Source organism: Streptomyces sp. R33, assembly GCF_041200175.1.
Lineage (GTDB): Bacteria > Actinomycetota > Actinomycetes > Streptomycetales > Streptomycetaceae > Streptomyces > Streptomyces katrae_B.
On sequence record NZ_CP165727.1, the window covers coordinates 446,152 to 460,938 of the forward strand.

A 14,787-nucleotide genomic window follows, 5' to 3' on the forward strand; every position below is an offset into this window, starting at 1 on the left:
GCCTCTGACCGGCCTCGGGGAGCCGACGTAGCGTCGTGGCGTGAGCCTTTGGACTTCTTTGGAACCTGCCTCCGCGACCGTGGATCCGGGCGGCAGCACCACCGTTCGGTTGCGGCTGCGCAACACCGGTGATGTCGTCGACGAGTACCTCTTCGAGCCGGTCGGCGACATCGCACCGTGGACCACCGTGGAACCGGCCACGCTCCGCCTGTATCCGGGGACCACGGGGACGGTGGAGCTGACGTTCGCGCCACCGCGCACGCCCGACGCGACGGCCGGCCCGAACCCGTACGCCGTACGCATCACACCGACCGAGCACCCCGAGGCGGTCACCGTTCCCGAGGGCAACCTCACCATCACTCCGTTCACCGAGGTACGCGCGGAGCTGGTCCCGCCCACCGTCAAGGGCCGCTTCCGCGGACGCCCCAGGCTCGCCATCGACAACGTCGGCAACACCACGCTCACCGCGTCCATCAGCGGCAGCGACAACGGCGACGAGCTCTCGTACGACATCCGGCCGAGCAACGTCCAGATCCAGCCGGGCCGCGCCGCGTTCGTGAAGACGACGCTCAAGCCACGCGACGTCATCTGGTTCGGTTCGAAGCAGCAGCGGCCGTACACGCTGGCCGTGCAACGCTCGGGGGCGGCCCCGCTGAGCGTCGACGGCAGGTACGTCCAGCGCGGGTTCCTGCCCGGCTGGCTCGCCACCCTCCTCGGAATCCTCCTGGCACTCACCATCACGTTCCTGATGCTCTGGATCGCGTACAAGCCCCAAGTCCGCAGCGCCGCCACGGAGAAGCTCCAAGAGGCCGGTGCGAATACGCTCGCGCCGCCTGGTCCGAGTGCCGCCGGGGAGCCCAGCCCCGCACCGTCGCCCCCCTTGGCCCCGCCTGCCGAACCGGCTCCGTCGAAGGCTCCTGAGGGCTCCGGCGGGGGCGGCGGAGGCGGAGGCGGCGGGGGAGGTGCCGCGAAGCCCCCGGCGGGCGAGCAGAAACCCGGGCCGCAGACCGTGAACAACGTCCTGCTGAGGCTCAAGCCGGCCAAGGTGTGCGCCGACCTCCCGGGCGCAGGCGCGGCCGACCGGGGTGCTCCGGGCAACACGGCCACCTGCAATCCCGGCACGCAGGACAACCAGCTCTGGAACGTGGAGCTGGTGAGCAAGAACGCGGGGCCCTACGGTGCCGCCCTGTTCCAGATCCGCAACGTCAAGAGCGGACACTGCCTGGACCTGCCGGGCGGGTTCGGCGAGAAGCCCACCGGCACCGAGGTGGACGTGTTCGGCTGCAATGGCAACATCAGCGGAAACCAGCTGTGGTGGCTGGAGAAGAAGGACGACGATTCCTACTGGATTCGCAACCACACGAGCAACGGCCGGTGCCTGGACTGGACGGGCCCCAGCACGGCCGCCACGTCGGCCAGGCTCAGGCTGAGGATCAATGACTGCCGCAAGGGTGAGGATCTGTGGCAGATCCTCAACCCCACTCAGCCGAACTGGCAGGCCCTCCGCCCCGTCCCCTGACCGGGTCGTTCGGTGCCGGGCGAGGGGCGGCTGCCACCAGCCGCCCCTCGCCCGTTGTCGGCCGCCCGCGCCCGCTACCAACCGCCCTCACCCGGCACCAGGCGGCCCGCCTTGCGGTACTCGCGGCGGGCCCCCTCCAGCAGGTCGGCGGTGGTGACCGGATCGCCGCGACCAGCCGCGGCGTAGGCGGCGGTGACGACGGCGCTGCGGATCGACCCGCCGGCCAGCTCGAAGTCGCGGGCGCACGCGCCGGGGTCGGTGCCCTCCGCGCACGGCACGCGGACGAGGCTGTGCCGCCACAGGGCCAGCCGCTGCTGGGCGTCTGGGAAGGGGAAGTCGATCACCAGGTCGAGCCGCCGGGTGAACGCCTCGTCGATGTTCGCCCGCAGATTGGTGGTGAGCAGGGCGATGCCGTCGAAGGACTCCAGGCGCTGGAGCAGGTAGGCGCTCTCCATGTTGGCGTAGCGGTCGTGCGAATCCTTGACCTCGGAACGCTTGCCGAAAACGGCGTCGGCCTCGTCGAACAAGAGCACGGCGTCGGTGCGCCCGGCCTCGGTGAAGATCCGCTCCAGGTTCTTCTCGGTCTCGCCCACGTACTTGTCGACGATCGAGGACAGCTGGACGACGTAGAGATCGAGGCCGAGTTCGGCGGCGACGACCTCGGCCGACATCGTCTTTCCGGTACCGGACTCGCCGGCGAAGAGCCCGAGGACACCACGGCCCCGGCCACCGCCGGCACTGAGCCGCCAGTCGCCGAGGACCTGGTCGCGGTGGCGGGCGCGCAGGGCGATCTCACGCAGCTGGGCCAGGGGCTTGTCCGGCAGGACGAGGTCCTCCCAGCCGACGTCGGGCCTGATCCGGCGAGCGTGCCGCTCCAGACCGGACGCGGACTGCTGACGGGCGGCCAGCCGCAGATGCGCGGCGGTCGTGGGGGTGCCGTCGAACGCGGCGAGCTCCTGTGCGGCGCGCGCAGCCCGGCCGATCCGGTCGCCACCGAGGTGGTACGGGGCCACGGTCGCCGCAAGATCGAACGCCGGCTCCTCGCCGAGCGCGGCCGACCATGCCGCCCCGGCTCCCGCCGGCAGCCGGGGCGCCTCCAGGACCAGCGGGTCGCGGTCGCACCACCGGGGGTCGTAGGGCCGCTCGCCGGTGAACACCACGGGGACGTCAGCCGTGGACAGCGCGCGGACCAGCGGGCCCGGCTCGTCCGGCACCGGTGACACGACGAGCGCGCAGCAGCGCAGCCGGGCCTCGCGCAGGAGCTCCGGGAACGGGATGTCGCCGTCGTCGGCGGTGATCTGCAGGGCGTCGAGCTCGGCCGCCCGCAGGGCTGCCGAGGCGACGGCCAGCCCGTCGCCCTCGCGGTGTTCGCGCAGGTAGACGGTGAGCGGGGTGGCGGCCAGCCGTTCGGCGAGCCTGCGGGTGAATTCCCCGTCGTACGGGCCCGAGGGCGCGATGAGAGGGCGGATGTGCCCGGCGAGCGCGGCATCGGGCTCGTCGTCGCCGAGCAGGTGGGCGACCAGCCGGTCGGGGACGCGCAGCGTGCGGCTGAGGAAGGGGCGTTCGGGTTCCGCGACCTCGACCAGGCCGAGCGCGGACAGCGGGGCCGACGGATGGAACCTGGCCCGGGCCCACGCCAGGTGCACGGGAAGTCCGCACAGGTCGAGGGCCAGACCGGTGGTGGCCCGGCGCCGGCTGACGTCGTCGTTCAGGTAGCCGTACAACGGCTCGAAGGTACGGTCGACGTCGGGCGCGAGGGCCACCAGGAGCAGGCCCGCGTCCAACTCGGTGAGTCCGTGCCGGTGCACGAGCCGCGCCAGCCGGTCGCCGCCCGCTGCCGTCGTCGCCGCGCGCATCACCCCGTCCACTGCCGCTGCCACTCCTTCCCCGGGCATCGGGGCGGAGTCCAGCAAGTGCCGTACGGAGTCGTCGGAGAGGTACAGGCCTCGCAGCGGGTCGGAGGCGGTGGGATCGGTGGCGCTGCGCTGCTCGACCAGCAGGGCCGCCCGGTCGCGCACCCGGGCCAGTCGCGTCAGGAGCGCGTGGGCCACGTCCGGGTCGGGGCGGGAAGAAGCGTGCTGGGTCATCACCGGCGCGGCTCCGGGCTCCGGCGACCGTCGGGGGCATGCCGCGGCCGGTACCGCCACACCGGGAGGTCCTCCAAGCTGCCGTCGATCGTACGTACGCGCACCCCCGCGCCTTCCGTGACCGGCGGCCCGGCGTCGTACTCGGGGAACGCGGGGAAGGGCGCGGTCACCACCAGGTCCAGGGACGGCTTGAGCTCACCCCCGAGCGCTGACCAGATCTCGGCCAGGGACCGTGCCTCGGTCTGGATCCCGGCGACGGTGAGCGGCACGGACAGTCCCAGCGTGCGCAGCGAGCCCGGAAGTTCGTCTGCGGGAAGTACCTCGCGGGGCAGCAGGGTGGCCAGCACCGCTGAGAGCAGCCGGTGTTCGTCCCTGGGCTGCTTGGTCCAGGCCGTGAGGAGATAGGACAGTCGGAACCAGCGGGGTGGTTGACGGCGCTTCAGCACCGCTCCCCGGTCGTCCTTGACCGGGACCGTGCCGCGTTGGCGCCGGGCGACGTCCTCGCGAATGTCGTACAAGTAGGCGTTGACAGCCGTGGAGTTGCGCCTGGCGGCCCAGTCACGGGTCGGCGCTTCGAAGGAGACCTCGATGCCGGAGCCGGCCAGCGCGCCGCCGTTCAGCAGCCGTTCCAGGATTTCGTCCACCTCGTGGATCATCGTCGCGCTCCCGCCTTGCCTGAGGTATCGCTGTGCCGCGGTGCCGCCGGGCCGCCTGCCGCGATCGCCGGACGGGTGCTGCCGATCCTTCTCGTCACCGCGGCCCGCCGACAAGCACTCAGGGGACGGCGGCGGGGCGGACCCGGGCGTCCGGGCGGCCCTGTGCCGTTGCCCTTTGAGGTCAGATGTAGCCCTCCCGCAGTGCATGGGCCACGGCATGCGCACGGTTGCGCAGGTGCAGACGGGTGGTGAGCCCGTGCATGACGTTTTTTACGGTGCGTTCGGAGTAGGAGAGTTTGCCCGCGATCTCGGCGGTGTCCAGCCCCTCCGCGACCAGCCGCAGGACATCCGCCTCACGTGCCGTCACCCCCATCGCGGGCGCGGCGGCACCTCCGGCGGCGGATCGCTGGAGCGTGCCCACCTGGCTCATCAGGCGGCCCAGCAGGTCGGCGGGGAGGTCGCCGTCACCCCTCGAGGCCGCGAGCACGGCCTGCAGCAGGCGGTGGGCTGTGGCCTCGTGGCGCCAGACGACGGCCCCGACACCGCACTCGATGACATCGAGGAGTTCGGCCTCCCGTACGGCGCTCACCACGAGGACGGGTCGGGCCCCTTCACCGCGCACCACCCGCCGCAGCCGCGTGAACACGGTCTCGTCCAGCGTCTCGCCGATCAGCACCGCCACGGTCCCGGGCCCGGTCTCCGCCTCGTCACGAAGGTCGATCATCGGGTGCGGCCGCAGCTGGCTGACCACCCCCGCGCGGGAGATCGGATCCGCCGCGTGGACCACGACCGGGATCCGTTGATCCGGACCCGCCGTTCCCGTGGCCACGGGCCCTATCGCAGCTGCGCCCCTGCTTCGGAACGAACTGTGCACCTCATCCCCCTATGTCAGCTCGCCACGCCGCGCTCAGTCCGGCGTCCGCGTGGGTGGTCGGCTCTGGTCACCCGTCGATTCCCGCGCGTCGGGAGCCGATCTCCCCGACCGGGTCATGTCTCGTTCATGGTTGACCGTCGGGCTCCGGCGCGGTAGGGATCCGCCGCTTACGGATCACTTACGCGGACGTCCCGGACCACACGAGCCGGGACCCCCGCCGGGACATCGTCCGTTCCCGGCCAGTGATGGCGGGTGCGCCGTCACGTCGCCCGGAGCGGCGTGCGAGGCTGACGGCATGCAGCCTGAACCACCGCGTCGGATACTTGTCGTCGATGACGACCCGACGGTCACTGAAGTCGTCACCGGCTATCTGAAGAACGCCGGCTTCGTCGTCGACACGGCCGACGACGGACACGAGGCCCTGGTGTGCGCCTCGCGCGGGCGGCCCGATCTCGTCGTCCTGGACCTGATGCTCCCCGGAATGGACGGCATCGAAGTGTGCCGCGCGCTGCGCGAGGGCTCGCCGGCGCCCGCCGTCATCATGCTCACGGCGCGGGGGGAGGAGGAAGACCGTGTGCTCGGCCTGGAAGTCGGCGCCGACGACTACGTCACCAAGCCCTTCAGCCCCCGCGAACTCGTACTGAGGGTGGAGGCCGTACTGCGCCGCCGTACGGCCGCCGCGGTCGGGCCCGGGACCGGGACCGGGACCGGGACCGTCCTGAGGGCTGCGGACCTGGTGGTCGACACGGCCGCTCGCCGAGCCGTCCGGGGAGGGGCCGAGCTCTCCCTCACCTTGCGCGAGTTCGATCTCCTCGTGTACCTGATGCGCAATCCGGGGCGGGCCGTCAGCCGGGAGCAGCTCCTGCAAGAGGTATGGGACTGGGAGTTCGGTGACCTGTCCACCGTGACGGTTCATGCGCGACGGCTGCGAACCAAGATCGAGGCAGATCCGGCGAACCCGAGGCTCATCCAAACCGTCTGGGGTGTGGGTTACCGTTTCGACTCCTCCGAGGAGAAGGGATGACCACGATGCGGGAGCAGGACATCCTCCTCATCGCCCTGTACGCCCTGGCCGGGGCGGCGGCGGCCGGTGTGCTCGGGGCCGCGGTCCTCCGTGCGGTACGACACCGGTCGGCGGCAGTCTCACTGGCCGTTGTCGCGGCGGCCTCCCTGACGACGATGCTCGCCGGGACGCTCACCGTCGCCTGGGCAATGTTCCTTTCGCCGCATGACCTGACCGTGGTCACCACGGTCGTCGCCGTGGCCGCTGTCGTCTCCTTCGCCTTGGCACTCGTACTGGGTCGCTGGGTGGTCGCCCGCAGCACGGCTCTGGCCCTGGCGGCGCGCTCCTTCGGCGACGATGGCTCGTTCGATGCGCCGGAGGAGGCCGGGACCGCGGAACTGGCCGCGCTGAGCCGGGAACTGGCTGCCACCAGCGCCAAGTTGAACGAGTCACGCGAACGCGAACGGGCGTTGGAGACCTCTCGGCGGGAACTCGTTGCATGGATCTCACACGACCTGCGGACTCCACTGGCGGGAGTGCGGGCGATGGCGGAAGCCCTGGAGGACGGTGTGGCCGCCGACCCCGAGCGGTACTTCCGCCAGATCCGGACTGAGGCCGAGCGGCTGAACACCATGGTGGGCGATCTTTTCGAGCTCTCCCGCATCCATGCGGGGGCCCTCTCACTGATGCCGACGCGGATCTCGACGTACGACCTGGTCGGCGACGCGGTGGCCGGCGTCGAGGCGCTCGCCCGGCAGCGCGGCGTGCGGCTCGTCGGAGAGCGGGTCGCGCCGCTGCCCATCGAGGTCGACGGCAAGGAGATGACGCGCGTCCTGTGCAACCTGCTCAGCAACGCCCTCCACCGGACGCCGGCGGACGGCACGGTCGCCATTTCCGCGGAGTCCGGGGAGGAGGACACGGTGGTGCTCTCGGTGACCGACGGCTGCGGCGGCATCCGCGAGCAGGACCTGCCCCGGGTCTTCGACACCGGCTGGCGCGGCACCGAGACGCTCAAGCCTCCGGCCGGTGCGGGCCTCGGCCTGGCGATCGTACGGGGCATCGTCGAGGCGCACGCGGGCCGCGCCAGCGTACGCAACGTGGCCGACGGCTGCTGCTTCGAGGTGACCCTGCCCCTCGCCGGTGCCTAGACGCTGAGCCGGTCAGGCCGTCGCCGCCTTCCCCGCACCGGAAAGCGACGGCTCGGGAAGGGTGCCGTCGCGTACGGCGGCCAGCAGGTCGGCGTCGACCTCGAGCATCGCCGCCAGGACTACACGCTCGCCGATGTTCGGGTTGGCCAGCGCCCACCTGATCGGCAAACCTCTTGCCAGAGCCCGGTCATTGGGGCAGGTAGGGGAACCTGGCGGACTGGGTTATGTGGGCATGGCGCAGCCAGCCGTGCACGCAGCCAGACTTCGGAACTTCGGTAATTGACGGTGGGGGTGGGTTATGGCAAAGGTCGAGGGGCTCTGGAAGGCCGGGGAAATACCGCTTTGCAACGGTCTGTACCGGTCGGACGACACTGGCTTGGAGTTGCATGTTGACGGCCCGGGGGCGTACCACCCGGACGCTGCGCAGCCGATTCCTTTTCGTATCGGAGAGCCGTTCGACGTGGCCCAGGCCCTTGAGAGGCACAACATCGATGAGGTGACCACCTACTTCGAGGACCCGCTGCCGGACGGAGCAGGATGGATGTCCGGCGGGGGTGGTGGGATGGGCAACATCGGTTACCTCGCCCGTCTCAACGCCGACTCATCGTTGCGGTGGGTCGCCGTCATGTTTCATTCCAACCCATTCGTCAGCGTGCACTACGAGGGCATGCGTGCCACCTTCACCAACGACTGGGGGAACCTGCTGATCCTTGACCTCATGCCCCCTGCTCTTGGCTGACCCACCCGCGCCCACAACGGCAGGTCCTCCTTTCAAGGCCATCGGCCGCCTCGAGGGTGATACTTGGGTAACTACCAGCGGCGGTCCGGCCGTTCGGTACGGCGCGAGCCCAGCAACACCGCGCAAGCAGAGCCCTTGCCCGCCTGAGCGAGGGCTCTGCAATCCTGCGCCGGGCGGCGAACACTGGGTGTTCGGGAGCGACGGGTCCGCCTACTACACTCCGACTCACTATCAGACGTACATTGTGGGCAGAAGCCCCCCGTTGGGTGGATTGATGCAGGAAGAGACGTCGGCGATCCACATCGCCCCTTGGATGCATGTCATCACGCCAGGCGGTGGCCTACCTCTCGATGAACTCCTGCCCACGTCAGGCAGCGTGTACGTGGCGCGTCTCAACGGTCAGGAAATGCCAGACGAGGTATCGACATTCCACCACTTCCGGGAAGTCCGCCGCCTACAGTCAGTCGTCCGGCATCAGCGACGCCCAACAGCAGTCGTCAATGCCCGGAGATCGTGCAAGTTGCAGACCGTTGGCACCTCTGGCGTGGCTTGCTCGAGACGGTCTGGAAGGAGGCCGGCACCCACAGCTCCTACCAAGCACAGACCACCACTGCGCGAGGGGCAACGGGGCCGCGAGCACCCGTGAACGCTGGCGGCAGGTCCACGGGATGCTCGATGCCGGCCTCCAACCTGCTGGAATGCGCACGCCAGCTGTGCCTGGCCCTGAACCACCGTCAAACGGTATGCCCGCCACGACGCGCCCGACCGTCTGATCCAAACCCCGAACTACCGGCCCACCATGGTCGATCCCTACGCGAGCAGTATCAAGGACCAGGCCCTGCGGCAGCTGCGTCTCGGCGGCCGCCACCAAGTGCTGGATGTGCGGGTGGAGTTCCGCGCGTTGACGACAGTGTGGTGCCGATGCCGGTCTCGGATGACTTCGGCTGGGGCCCATTGCTCGGCGCGGCGGGCGGCAGCCGATGCCTGTGGCTTCAGAGAGACGCCAGCTGGGCTGATCGCCCTGCGCAAGACCCCCAGTCCTCGACCTGGTACACACGACCAGGCGCAGCTCCGGGCCAGCCCAGCGGGCGTTGTCCCGGCCAGCACCCATCCGCCTCGCACGCCCCCCGCCACCTGGTTTTGGTCTGACCCGCTCTTGGCGGTCAGCGGGCGACGGACACGGCGAAGGGCTTGAAGCCGTGCCGGCGCATGATGTGGGGCACGACCAGGATCATGGCCTCGGTGGCGCGGGCGGTGGTGATGTCGCCGAGGTCCTCGATCCGTTCGGGCTGCCAGCCCAGGTCGCCGAGCAGGCCGGAGACGGTCTTCTTCGCGTGTTCGGAGTCGCCCGAGAGATAGGCGGTCGGTGGGGTTGCCAGGGTTTCGGGGGCGGTCATGACCGTGAACAGCATGGTGTTGAGGGTCTTGACCACATGGGTGTCGGGGAGGGCGGCCTGGAGTCTCTCGGCGAGGCTGCTGCCGGGGTAGCACAGGTCGCCCGGCAGGCCCTCGGCTGTGTCGCGGGTTGCGTTGGAGACGTCGATGAGGATCTTTCCGGAGAGCTCGGCGCGCAGGTCGGTGAGGCGGTCCAGGGAGCTGTCGCCGGGCGTCGCGTTGATCACGATGTCCGTGGTGCGGGCGGTGGTGCGGTGGTCGGCGAAGGCGATCCGCGGGGCGAGCCCAATGGTGCGGGCGGTGGTGTCTTCGGGGTTCCGGGTGCCGAGGGTGACGTGGTGTCCGGCTGCGGAGAGCTTGCTGGCGAGGTTGGTACCGACGCGGCCGGCGCCCAGGATGCCGATGGTGGTCATGCGGTGATGCTCCTTGCGGTATCGGGTGGGAACGGTGGAGGTGTCCGGTCAGGCGATCGGCGAGAGGACCTTGAGGGCGGCGGCCTGGATGCCGGGGGCGGCGGCCAGGAAGTCGCGGCTGCCCGTGTTCCAGGGTTCGCCCGCCAGGTCGGTGACGGTGCCTCCGGCCTCGGAGACCAGCAGGGCGCCGGCGACCAGGCCCGAGCGGACGTCGGAGAACTGCCAGAACGCGTCCATGCGTCCGGCGGCGACGTGGATGAGCTGCATCGTGGCGGGAACGGACACGCGTACGACCAGGCCGTTGATGAGCATGGCGGTGACGGAGTCACCGATCCGCCGGAAGGTGCGCTCGTCCTCGCCGGGCTTGGCCTGACCGGTGCCGATGAGGGCGGCGCCCAGGTCGGTCTTGGCGGACACCTTCAGGGGCCGGTCGTTGAGTCGGGCACCGCCGCCGGCGACGGCGGTGTAGGTGTCGCCCGTCAGCGGCAGGTGCACGACGGTGAGTACCGGCAGGTTGTCGCTGACCAGGGTGGCGGTGACGGCCCAGTCCTCCAGGCCGTGGACGTGGTTGATGTTGCCCTCGGCGGGGTCGACGACCCACCACTCCCCGGGCGGGAGCGCACCGCCGGCCAGCTCGTCCTCGGCCCACTGCGACCCTTGCCGGGCCCGCAGCAGGGGTTCGCGCAGCACATCCAGTACCGCGTCGTCGTTGGCGTGGATCTCGCCGACGACCTCGTCCAGACTCACGCCCCGGGCGTGGGAGGTGTAGCGGTCGCGCAGCGTGACGCCGGCGGCCTTCACCGCAGCGGTCACGTCGGACAGCAGCGTCGCGTCGGCGTCGAAAGGCATGGCCGTGCTCATGGCGGGCTCCCTGGGGAATCGGTAGAAGCGGGGCGGTTGTTCGCCCCCGCACTTCGAAAGTAGGCGGCTCGACGATTAACAACAAGTGCATGCTTGTCACTTGTAGAGTTACTGCCATGCAACTGGATCTGAACCTGCTCACGGCCCTGGACGCCCTGCTGGAAGAGGGCAGTGTCGCCGGCGCGGCAGCACGCCTCCACGTCACCGCACCGGCGATGAGCCGCTCCCTGGGCCGCATCCGCAAGGCCACCGGTGACCAGATCCTGGTCCGCACCGGCCGCAGCATGGTCCCCACCATCCGGGCGCTGGCCATCCGCGCCCAGGTACACACCCTCGTGCAGCAGGCCCACCAACTTCTTTCCGCGCAGCAGGAACTCGACCTGGCGGCACTCGAGCGGGTGTTCACCGTGCGCTGGCACGACGCCCTCACCGCAGCCTCCGGCACTGCCCTGATCACCGCCGTCCACCGCCAGGCTCCTGGCGTCCGGCTCCGCCTGTCCGCCGAACCCGCAACGGACGACGCCGAGCTGCGCCGGGGTGAGGTCGACCTCGAATCGAGCTCCAGCACTCCGGCGCTCCCCGACATCCGCCACCGGCTCGTCGGCAGGGACCGACTCGTCGTCGCCGTACGACCGGGCCACCCGCTCACCGAAGGCCCGCTGAGCCTCGAGCGGTACGCAGCCGCCGAACACCTCACCGTCTCGCGACGCGGCAGCCTGCGCGACCCGATCGACGACGCCCTGACCACACGCGGCCTCGAACGACGCGTCGCCGCTGCCGGGCCCACCGCCGCCTTCGCACTACAACTCGCCCTCGAGACCGACCTCGTCGTCACCCTCCCCGACGCCGTCACCCGCACAGCGCGCGACCAACTCGGCCTGGCCACACTGCCCCTGCCCCTGCCGCTGCCCGACGTCCCCCTGTACCTGCTGTGGCACCAGCGCTACGACGACGACCGCGCCCACACCTGGCTACGAGACCTGGCCACCGAAACCGTCCAGGCACTATTCACGGCACCGACCGCCACTCAACGGCCCCTCACCAACCAGACCAGTCAGTAACGGATACATGGGGCGGTCCCGACCTCCGGATGCCAACCGCCCGGCGACCTTGCCGACCGCTGGCGCCGCACCGTGGCCGCAAGCGCGACCCGGCAGGTCGCCGAGGCCCGGGCACGCGGCTCGGATGCGCAAGGTCCACCAGGGCTCCGGTGGCACCTGCCGGGGGTCTGTCGGAGAGACGTGCCAGGATCGGGATTATGATCGATTCCGTCGCCGCCCTGCTCGCCTCCGACAACGCATGGAGCCTGCGCGTGCGCGACCGGCTCAACGCCCTCCCGCCCGAGCTGGTTGCCCTCGTCCTGCACCTGGGCACCACCCCCGAGTGGTGGAACCATAGGCACGCCGTGAACGGCGAGTGGAAGCGGCAGGTCAAAGCCCATCTGAAGACCACCGGTGCCGACAGCCTCGTCCGCGACGCCGTCCGGGAGTTGGCCCGGGACGGCTCCTTCCACGAGGAGACCCCGCAGGTCCTCGCCCACCGCGCGGACAGCCCCCTCGACCCACGAACCCGGGCCGCGGTCCGGGCCCGCACCAAGGGCCTGGCCGTGGGCTTCCTCCTCGCTGCCGGCCAACTCCGCGCGGACGACGGGGTCGGCGTCGACCTCGCCCTCGTCGGCCGCAAGAACTCCCAGGCCATGGATACGTGGTATCTCCCCGACAACGCTCTGGCCGGCGCCGCGTTCACCGCCCTCGGCGACCTGGCCGGTCCCGACGCCATGGAGCACCTGTGGGTCCTGTACAGCGCCGTTCCCACGTCCACACCCGCGCGCCCGACCCTGGTACGCGCCGTGAAACGCGCGGCCAAGCGGCGCCGGATCCCTGCCGATGGCCTCGCCGAACGCACCGTACCCCGCCATGGCCTCGGCCCCGACGGCGCCCTGCGGATGGCCCCGCCCGGCACCGGAGCCGAGTGGATCAACACATGGACCGACACCCTCGTCACCCTGGGTGCCGACGGCCGCGTCACCCTCACCTGGCTCGACGCCGCCGACGGTCCCGTGCCCACCCGGGCGCCGTTCCCCCTGCCCCGGCACTACGCCAAATCGGGCCTCACCGACAGCATCACCATCGCCCGTAACGTCGCCCGCCGGATCGAGGCCACGGCCGACGAAGAGACCCGGCGACTCACCGACCCCGCCATGACCACCCGCTCCTGGCCGTGGGGCGAATGGGTCCGGTACTACCGCGACCACCCCATCACCGGCATCGTCACCCGCCGCCTGAACTGGCAGTACCTCTTGCCCGGCGAGACGGCCCCCCGCCCGCTCGACCCCAGAACCCCGATTGACGCCCTACCCGCCGATGCCGAGGTCACCCTGGTCTCCACCCGCCTCGCCGCCGCCGGCGCGCCCGGCCTCGCCCCGACCGACAGGGCGGTGGGCTGACGGAACCGAACCCCTGGCAGCCCACAACGCCCTCGAAGTGTTGGAGTGACCACGCACCGCCAAGGTGGAGTGATAAGCCGTGACTTGGCGCGCCGTCGTCTACCCGACGTATGCCCAGGGCACCGCGTGCGCGTCGACGCCGGAATGGTCCGTCGCGCCTTCGGTCCCGGAAGCTCCCTCGACTTCCTTCGACGAGCCGACCTTCACCCCGATGATGTGCGAATGCTGTGCATCAGCGCCAACACCTGACCGGCCAGCGGCCGCGGCCCGGACCCGCGCCGCGTCGTCGTGACGCCAGTGGCTTGGCGCCTGCATCAGGCACGGCGCCGAACTCCGCCTGACCACCGTCCCCGGGTGGGTTCCGTACCGGCCGCGAGCCGTCGGACCGCTGGTGTCAGGGGCGACGGCAGTGGAAGATTCCCCAGCTCGTGAGGCCTTCCCGGCAGGCCTCCACCCAGAGCGGAAGATTCTCCTGGATCACCTGCAGATAGGCGGGGTGGATGACGTCGGCGAGTTCTTTCGCGCGCTGCCCGGTCTCCTCGGTGAGGCGGAGGTAGTGGGTGAGCATCTGGTCGCTGCGGTCGTCGAAGTCGAAGCGGGTCAAACCGAGTCCGGTGATCGTCCGGCGGTAGAAGGCGGGCGTGGCGAACCCCTCCACCTCGAGGCGGGCCACCGCGCCGCGCAGCGCCTCCGGAGGGGCCGTGTCAGCCGCCATGAGGTCGGTGAAGACCATTTCACCCGTGGTCTTCAGGACGCGGACGGCCTCGCCGAGGAGCTGTTCGCGATCGCCGCTGTGGCAGAAGGCCTCCTGCGACCAGACGACGTCGAAATGGTCTTCGGGGTACGGGATGTCCTGGAAGGATCCCGTGACGACCTCGATGAGCCCGTCCAGACCCCGGTCGGCGTTGGTCTGACGGTGGCGCTGGTTCTGCGATTCGCTGATGTTCAGCGCCACCACCCTGCAGCCGAACGTCCGGGCCAGGTACCGGGCCGGACCGCCGTATCCGGAGCCCAGGTCCAGCACCGTGTGCCCCGGACCGAGACGGCCGGCGACCTTCGCCGCCGCCAGCTCCACCGTCCGCCTGGAGGCCACCGCGACCGACTCGTTCCGGTCGGCGTACACACCGGTGTGGATGTCCTCGCCGCCCCACACCTCGGCGTAGAAGGCGTCGACATCAGCCGTTCCGTAGTAGCGGCGCGCCGCCACCTCAGCCCTCGCCGCACTCTCAAGACTCACGCCGCCACCCCGCCGTCCGGATTCGCCCGCCCAAAGCCACGCAGGTATCACTGCATGACGCTAGCCCGGCGTCCTACAAGAAGTCAGGAACACCAAACCAGCCACCCCGCTCGCCGGGCTCGCCCCGGTACCAGCCCCCGTGGCCTTCCAGGTGGGCGCCCACGTCATCGACCTGCAGGCCCTTGCGGTACGCGGACGGGCCCGCCCTTCCCGTCTTCGGCCATTGCATCGGCCTGCGCGGGTCTTGCGACGAACCTTCGTCATCGCCTACGGCGAGCCCGGCCGTGATCAGCGACGGCACCACCACGTACGTCTTCTACACCGCCGAAAGCTTCAAGGCCCGGAACTGGCCGTCCGACGAACCCGTCTTCCGCCTCGACCTGGCCTACGACGACGTCGAGGCCGCCCA

General features: G+C 70.6%; 13 protein-coding genes. 6 read left to right on the forward strand and 7 right to left on the reverse strand.

The window, feature by feature from the left end; all coding sequences use genetic code 11:
• Nucleotides 1-40 precede the first annotated feature (40 nt).
• Complete coding sequence (locus AB5J51_RS02360) at nt 41-1,519, forward strand: RICIN domain-containing protein (protein WP_369776603.1); 1,479 nt, start codon at nt 41-43, stop codon at nt 1,517-1,519.
• Between the two features lie 74 nt (nt 1,520-1,593).
• Here AB5J51_RS02360 and AB5J51_RS02365 read toward each other — a convergent pair whose 3' ends face one another.
• From AB5J51_RS02365 to AB5J51_RS02375, 3 genes are all read right to left on the reverse strand, one after another.
• Nucleotides 1,594-3,606: an ATP-binding protein gene (locus AB5J51_RS02365; protein ID WP_369776604.1), complete on the reverse strand. Its 2,013-nt coding sequence runs from the start codon at nt 3,604-3,606 to the stop codon at nt 1,594-1,596.
• Nucleotides 3,606-4,262: a DUF4255 domain-containing protein gene (locus tag AB5J51_RS02370; RefSeq protein ID WP_369776605.1), complete on the reverse strand. Its 657-nt coding sequence runs from the start codon at nt 4,260-4,262 to the stop codon at nt 3,606-3,608. The genes AB5J51_RS02365 and AB5J51_RS02370 overlap by 1 nt, the downstream gene beginning before the upstream one ends.
• Before the next feature lie 181 nt (nt 4,263-4,443).
• Nucleotides 4,444-5,091 (reverse strand): LuxR C-terminal-related transcriptional regulator, encoded by a 648-nt coding sequence (locus AB5J51_RS02375; RefSeq protein ID WP_369776606.1) that lies wholly within the window; start codon nt 5,089-5,091, stop codon nt 4,444-4,446.
• Nucleotides 5,092-5,431: 340 nt separating this feature from the next.
• Between AB5J51_RS02375 and AB5J51_RS02380 the strand changes: the two genes are divergently transcribed.
• Nucleotides 5,432-6,160 (forward strand): response regulator transcription factor, encoded by a 729-nt coding sequence (locus AB5J51_RS02380; RefSeq protein WP_136227082.1) that lies wholly within the window; start codon nt 5,432-5,434, stop codon nt 6,158-6,160.
• A 5-nt stretch (nt 6,161-6,165) separates the two neighbouring features.
• Nucleotides 6,166-7,287: a sensor histidine kinase gene (locus AB5J51_RS02385; RefSeq protein ID WP_369780201.1), complete on the forward strand. Its 1,122-nt coding sequence runs from the start codon at nt 6,166-6,168 to the stop codon at nt 7,285-7,287.
• Between the two features lie 12 nt (nt 7,288-7,299).
• Here AB5J51_RS02385 and AB5J51_RS02390 read toward each other — a convergent pair whose 3' ends face one another.
• Nucleotides 7,300-7,455 carry a hypothetical protein gene (locus tag AB5J51_RS02390; RefSeq protein ID WP_369776608.1) on the reverse strand — a complete coding sequence of 52 codons (156 nt, stop codon included), beginning with the start codon at nt 7,453-7,455 and terminating at the stop codon, nt 7,300-7,302.
• A gap of 130 nt (nt 7,456-7,585) precedes the next feature.
• Here AB5J51_RS02390 and AB5J51_RS02395 point away from each other — a divergent pair, with 130 nt between their 5' ends.
• On the forward strand, nt 7,586-8,026 hold the full coding sequence (locus AB5J51_RS02395; RefSeq protein ID WP_369776610.1) for a hypothetical protein: 441 nt from the start codon (nt 7,586-7,588) through the stop codon (nt 8,024-8,026).
• A gap of 1,163 nt (nt 8,027-9,189) precedes the next feature.
• Here the strand turns inward: AB5J51_RS02395 and AB5J51_RS02400 are convergent.
• Both AB5J51_RS02400 and AB5J51_RS02405 read right to left on the reverse strand, forming a co-directional pair.
• Nucleotides 9,190-9,834 carry an NADPH-dependent F420 reductase gene (locus tag AB5J51_RS02400; RefSeq protein ID WP_369776612.1) on the reverse strand — a complete coding sequence of 215 codons (645 nt, stop codon included), beginning with the start codon at nt 9,832-9,834 and terminating at the stop codon, nt 9,190-9,192.
• A gap of 48 nt (nt 9,835-9,882) precedes the next feature.
• A complete protein-coding gene (locus AB5J51_RS02405) occupies nt 9,883-10,695 on the reverse strand; it encodes an inositol monophosphatase family protein (protein ID WP_053791164.1) in 813 nt (270 codons plus the stop codon).
• A gap of 116 nt (nt 10,696-10,811) precedes the next feature.
• Here AB5J51_RS02405 and AB5J51_RS02410 point away from each other — a divergent pair, with 116 nt between their 5' ends.
• Both AB5J51_RS02410 and AB5J51_RS02415 read left to right on the forward strand, forming a co-directional pair.
• Nucleotides 10,812-11,756, forward strand: a complete 945-nt coding sequence (locus tag AB5J51_RS02410; RefSeq protein ID WP_053791163.1) for a LysR family transcriptional regulator — start codon at nt 10,812-10,814, stop codon at nt 11,754-11,756.
• Nucleotides 11,757-11,953: 197 nt separating this feature from the next.
• Complete coding sequence (locus tag AB5J51_RS02415) at nt 11,954-13,141, forward strand: hypothetical protein (RefSeq protein ID WP_369776614.1); 1,188 nt, start codon at nt 11,954-11,956, stop codon at nt 13,139-13,141.
• Between the two features lie 394 nt (nt 13,142-13,535).
• On the opposite strand, the gene AB5J51_RS02420 is transcribed toward AB5J51_RS02415, so the two are convergent.
• Nucleotides 13,536-14,378 (reverse strand): cyclopropane-fatty-acyl-phospholipid synthase family protein, encoded by an 843-nt coding sequence (locus tag AB5J51_RS02420; protein ID WP_369776615.1) that lies wholly within the window; start codon nt 14,376-14,378, stop codon nt 13,536-13,538.
• Nucleotides 14,379-14,787 lie beyond the last annotated feature (409 nt).

What these genes read in the sequence shown, in the direction of transcription:
- AB5J51_RS02380 (WP_136227082.1), top strand. Translation starts at nt 5,432, where the DNA reads ATGCAGCCTGAACCACCGCGTCGGATACTTGTCGTCGATGACGACCCG.
- AB5J51_RS02365 (WP_369776604.1), bottom strand. Translation starts at nt 3,606, where the DNA reads ATGACCCAGCACGCTTCTTCCCGCCCCGACCCGGACGTGGCCCACGCG.
- AB5J51_RS02405 (WP_053791164.1), bottom strand. Translation starts at nt 10,695, where the DNA reads ATGAGCACGGCCATGCCTTTCGACGCCGACGCGACGCTGCTGTCCGAC.
- AB5J51_RS02370 (WP_369776605.1), bottom strand. Translation starts at nt 4,262, where the DNA reads ATGATCCACGAGGTGGACGAAATCCTGGAACGGCTGCTGAACGGCGGC.
- AB5J51_RS02400 (WP_369776612.1), bottom strand. Translation starts at nt 9,834, where the DNA reads ATGACCACCATCGGCATCCTGGGCGCCGGCCGCGTCGGTACCAACCTC.
- AB5J51_RS02395 (WP_369776610.1), top strand. Translation starts at nt 7,586, where the DNA reads ATGGCAAAGGTCGAGGGGCTCTGGAAGGCCGGGGAAATACCGCTTTGC.
- AB5J51_RS02410 (WP_053791163.1), top strand. Translation starts at nt 10,812, where the DNA reads ATGCAACTGGATCTGAACCTGCTCACGGCCCTGGACGCCCTGCTGGAA.
- AB5J51_RS02415 (WP_369776614.1), top strand. Translation starts at nt 11,954, where the DNA reads ATGATCGATTCCGTCGCCGCCCTGCTCGCCTCCGACAACGCATGGAGC.
- AB5J51_RS02385 (WP_369780201.1), top strand. Translation starts at nt 6,166, where the DNA reads ATGCGGGAGCAGGACATCCTCCTCATCGCCCTGTACGCCCTGGCCGGG.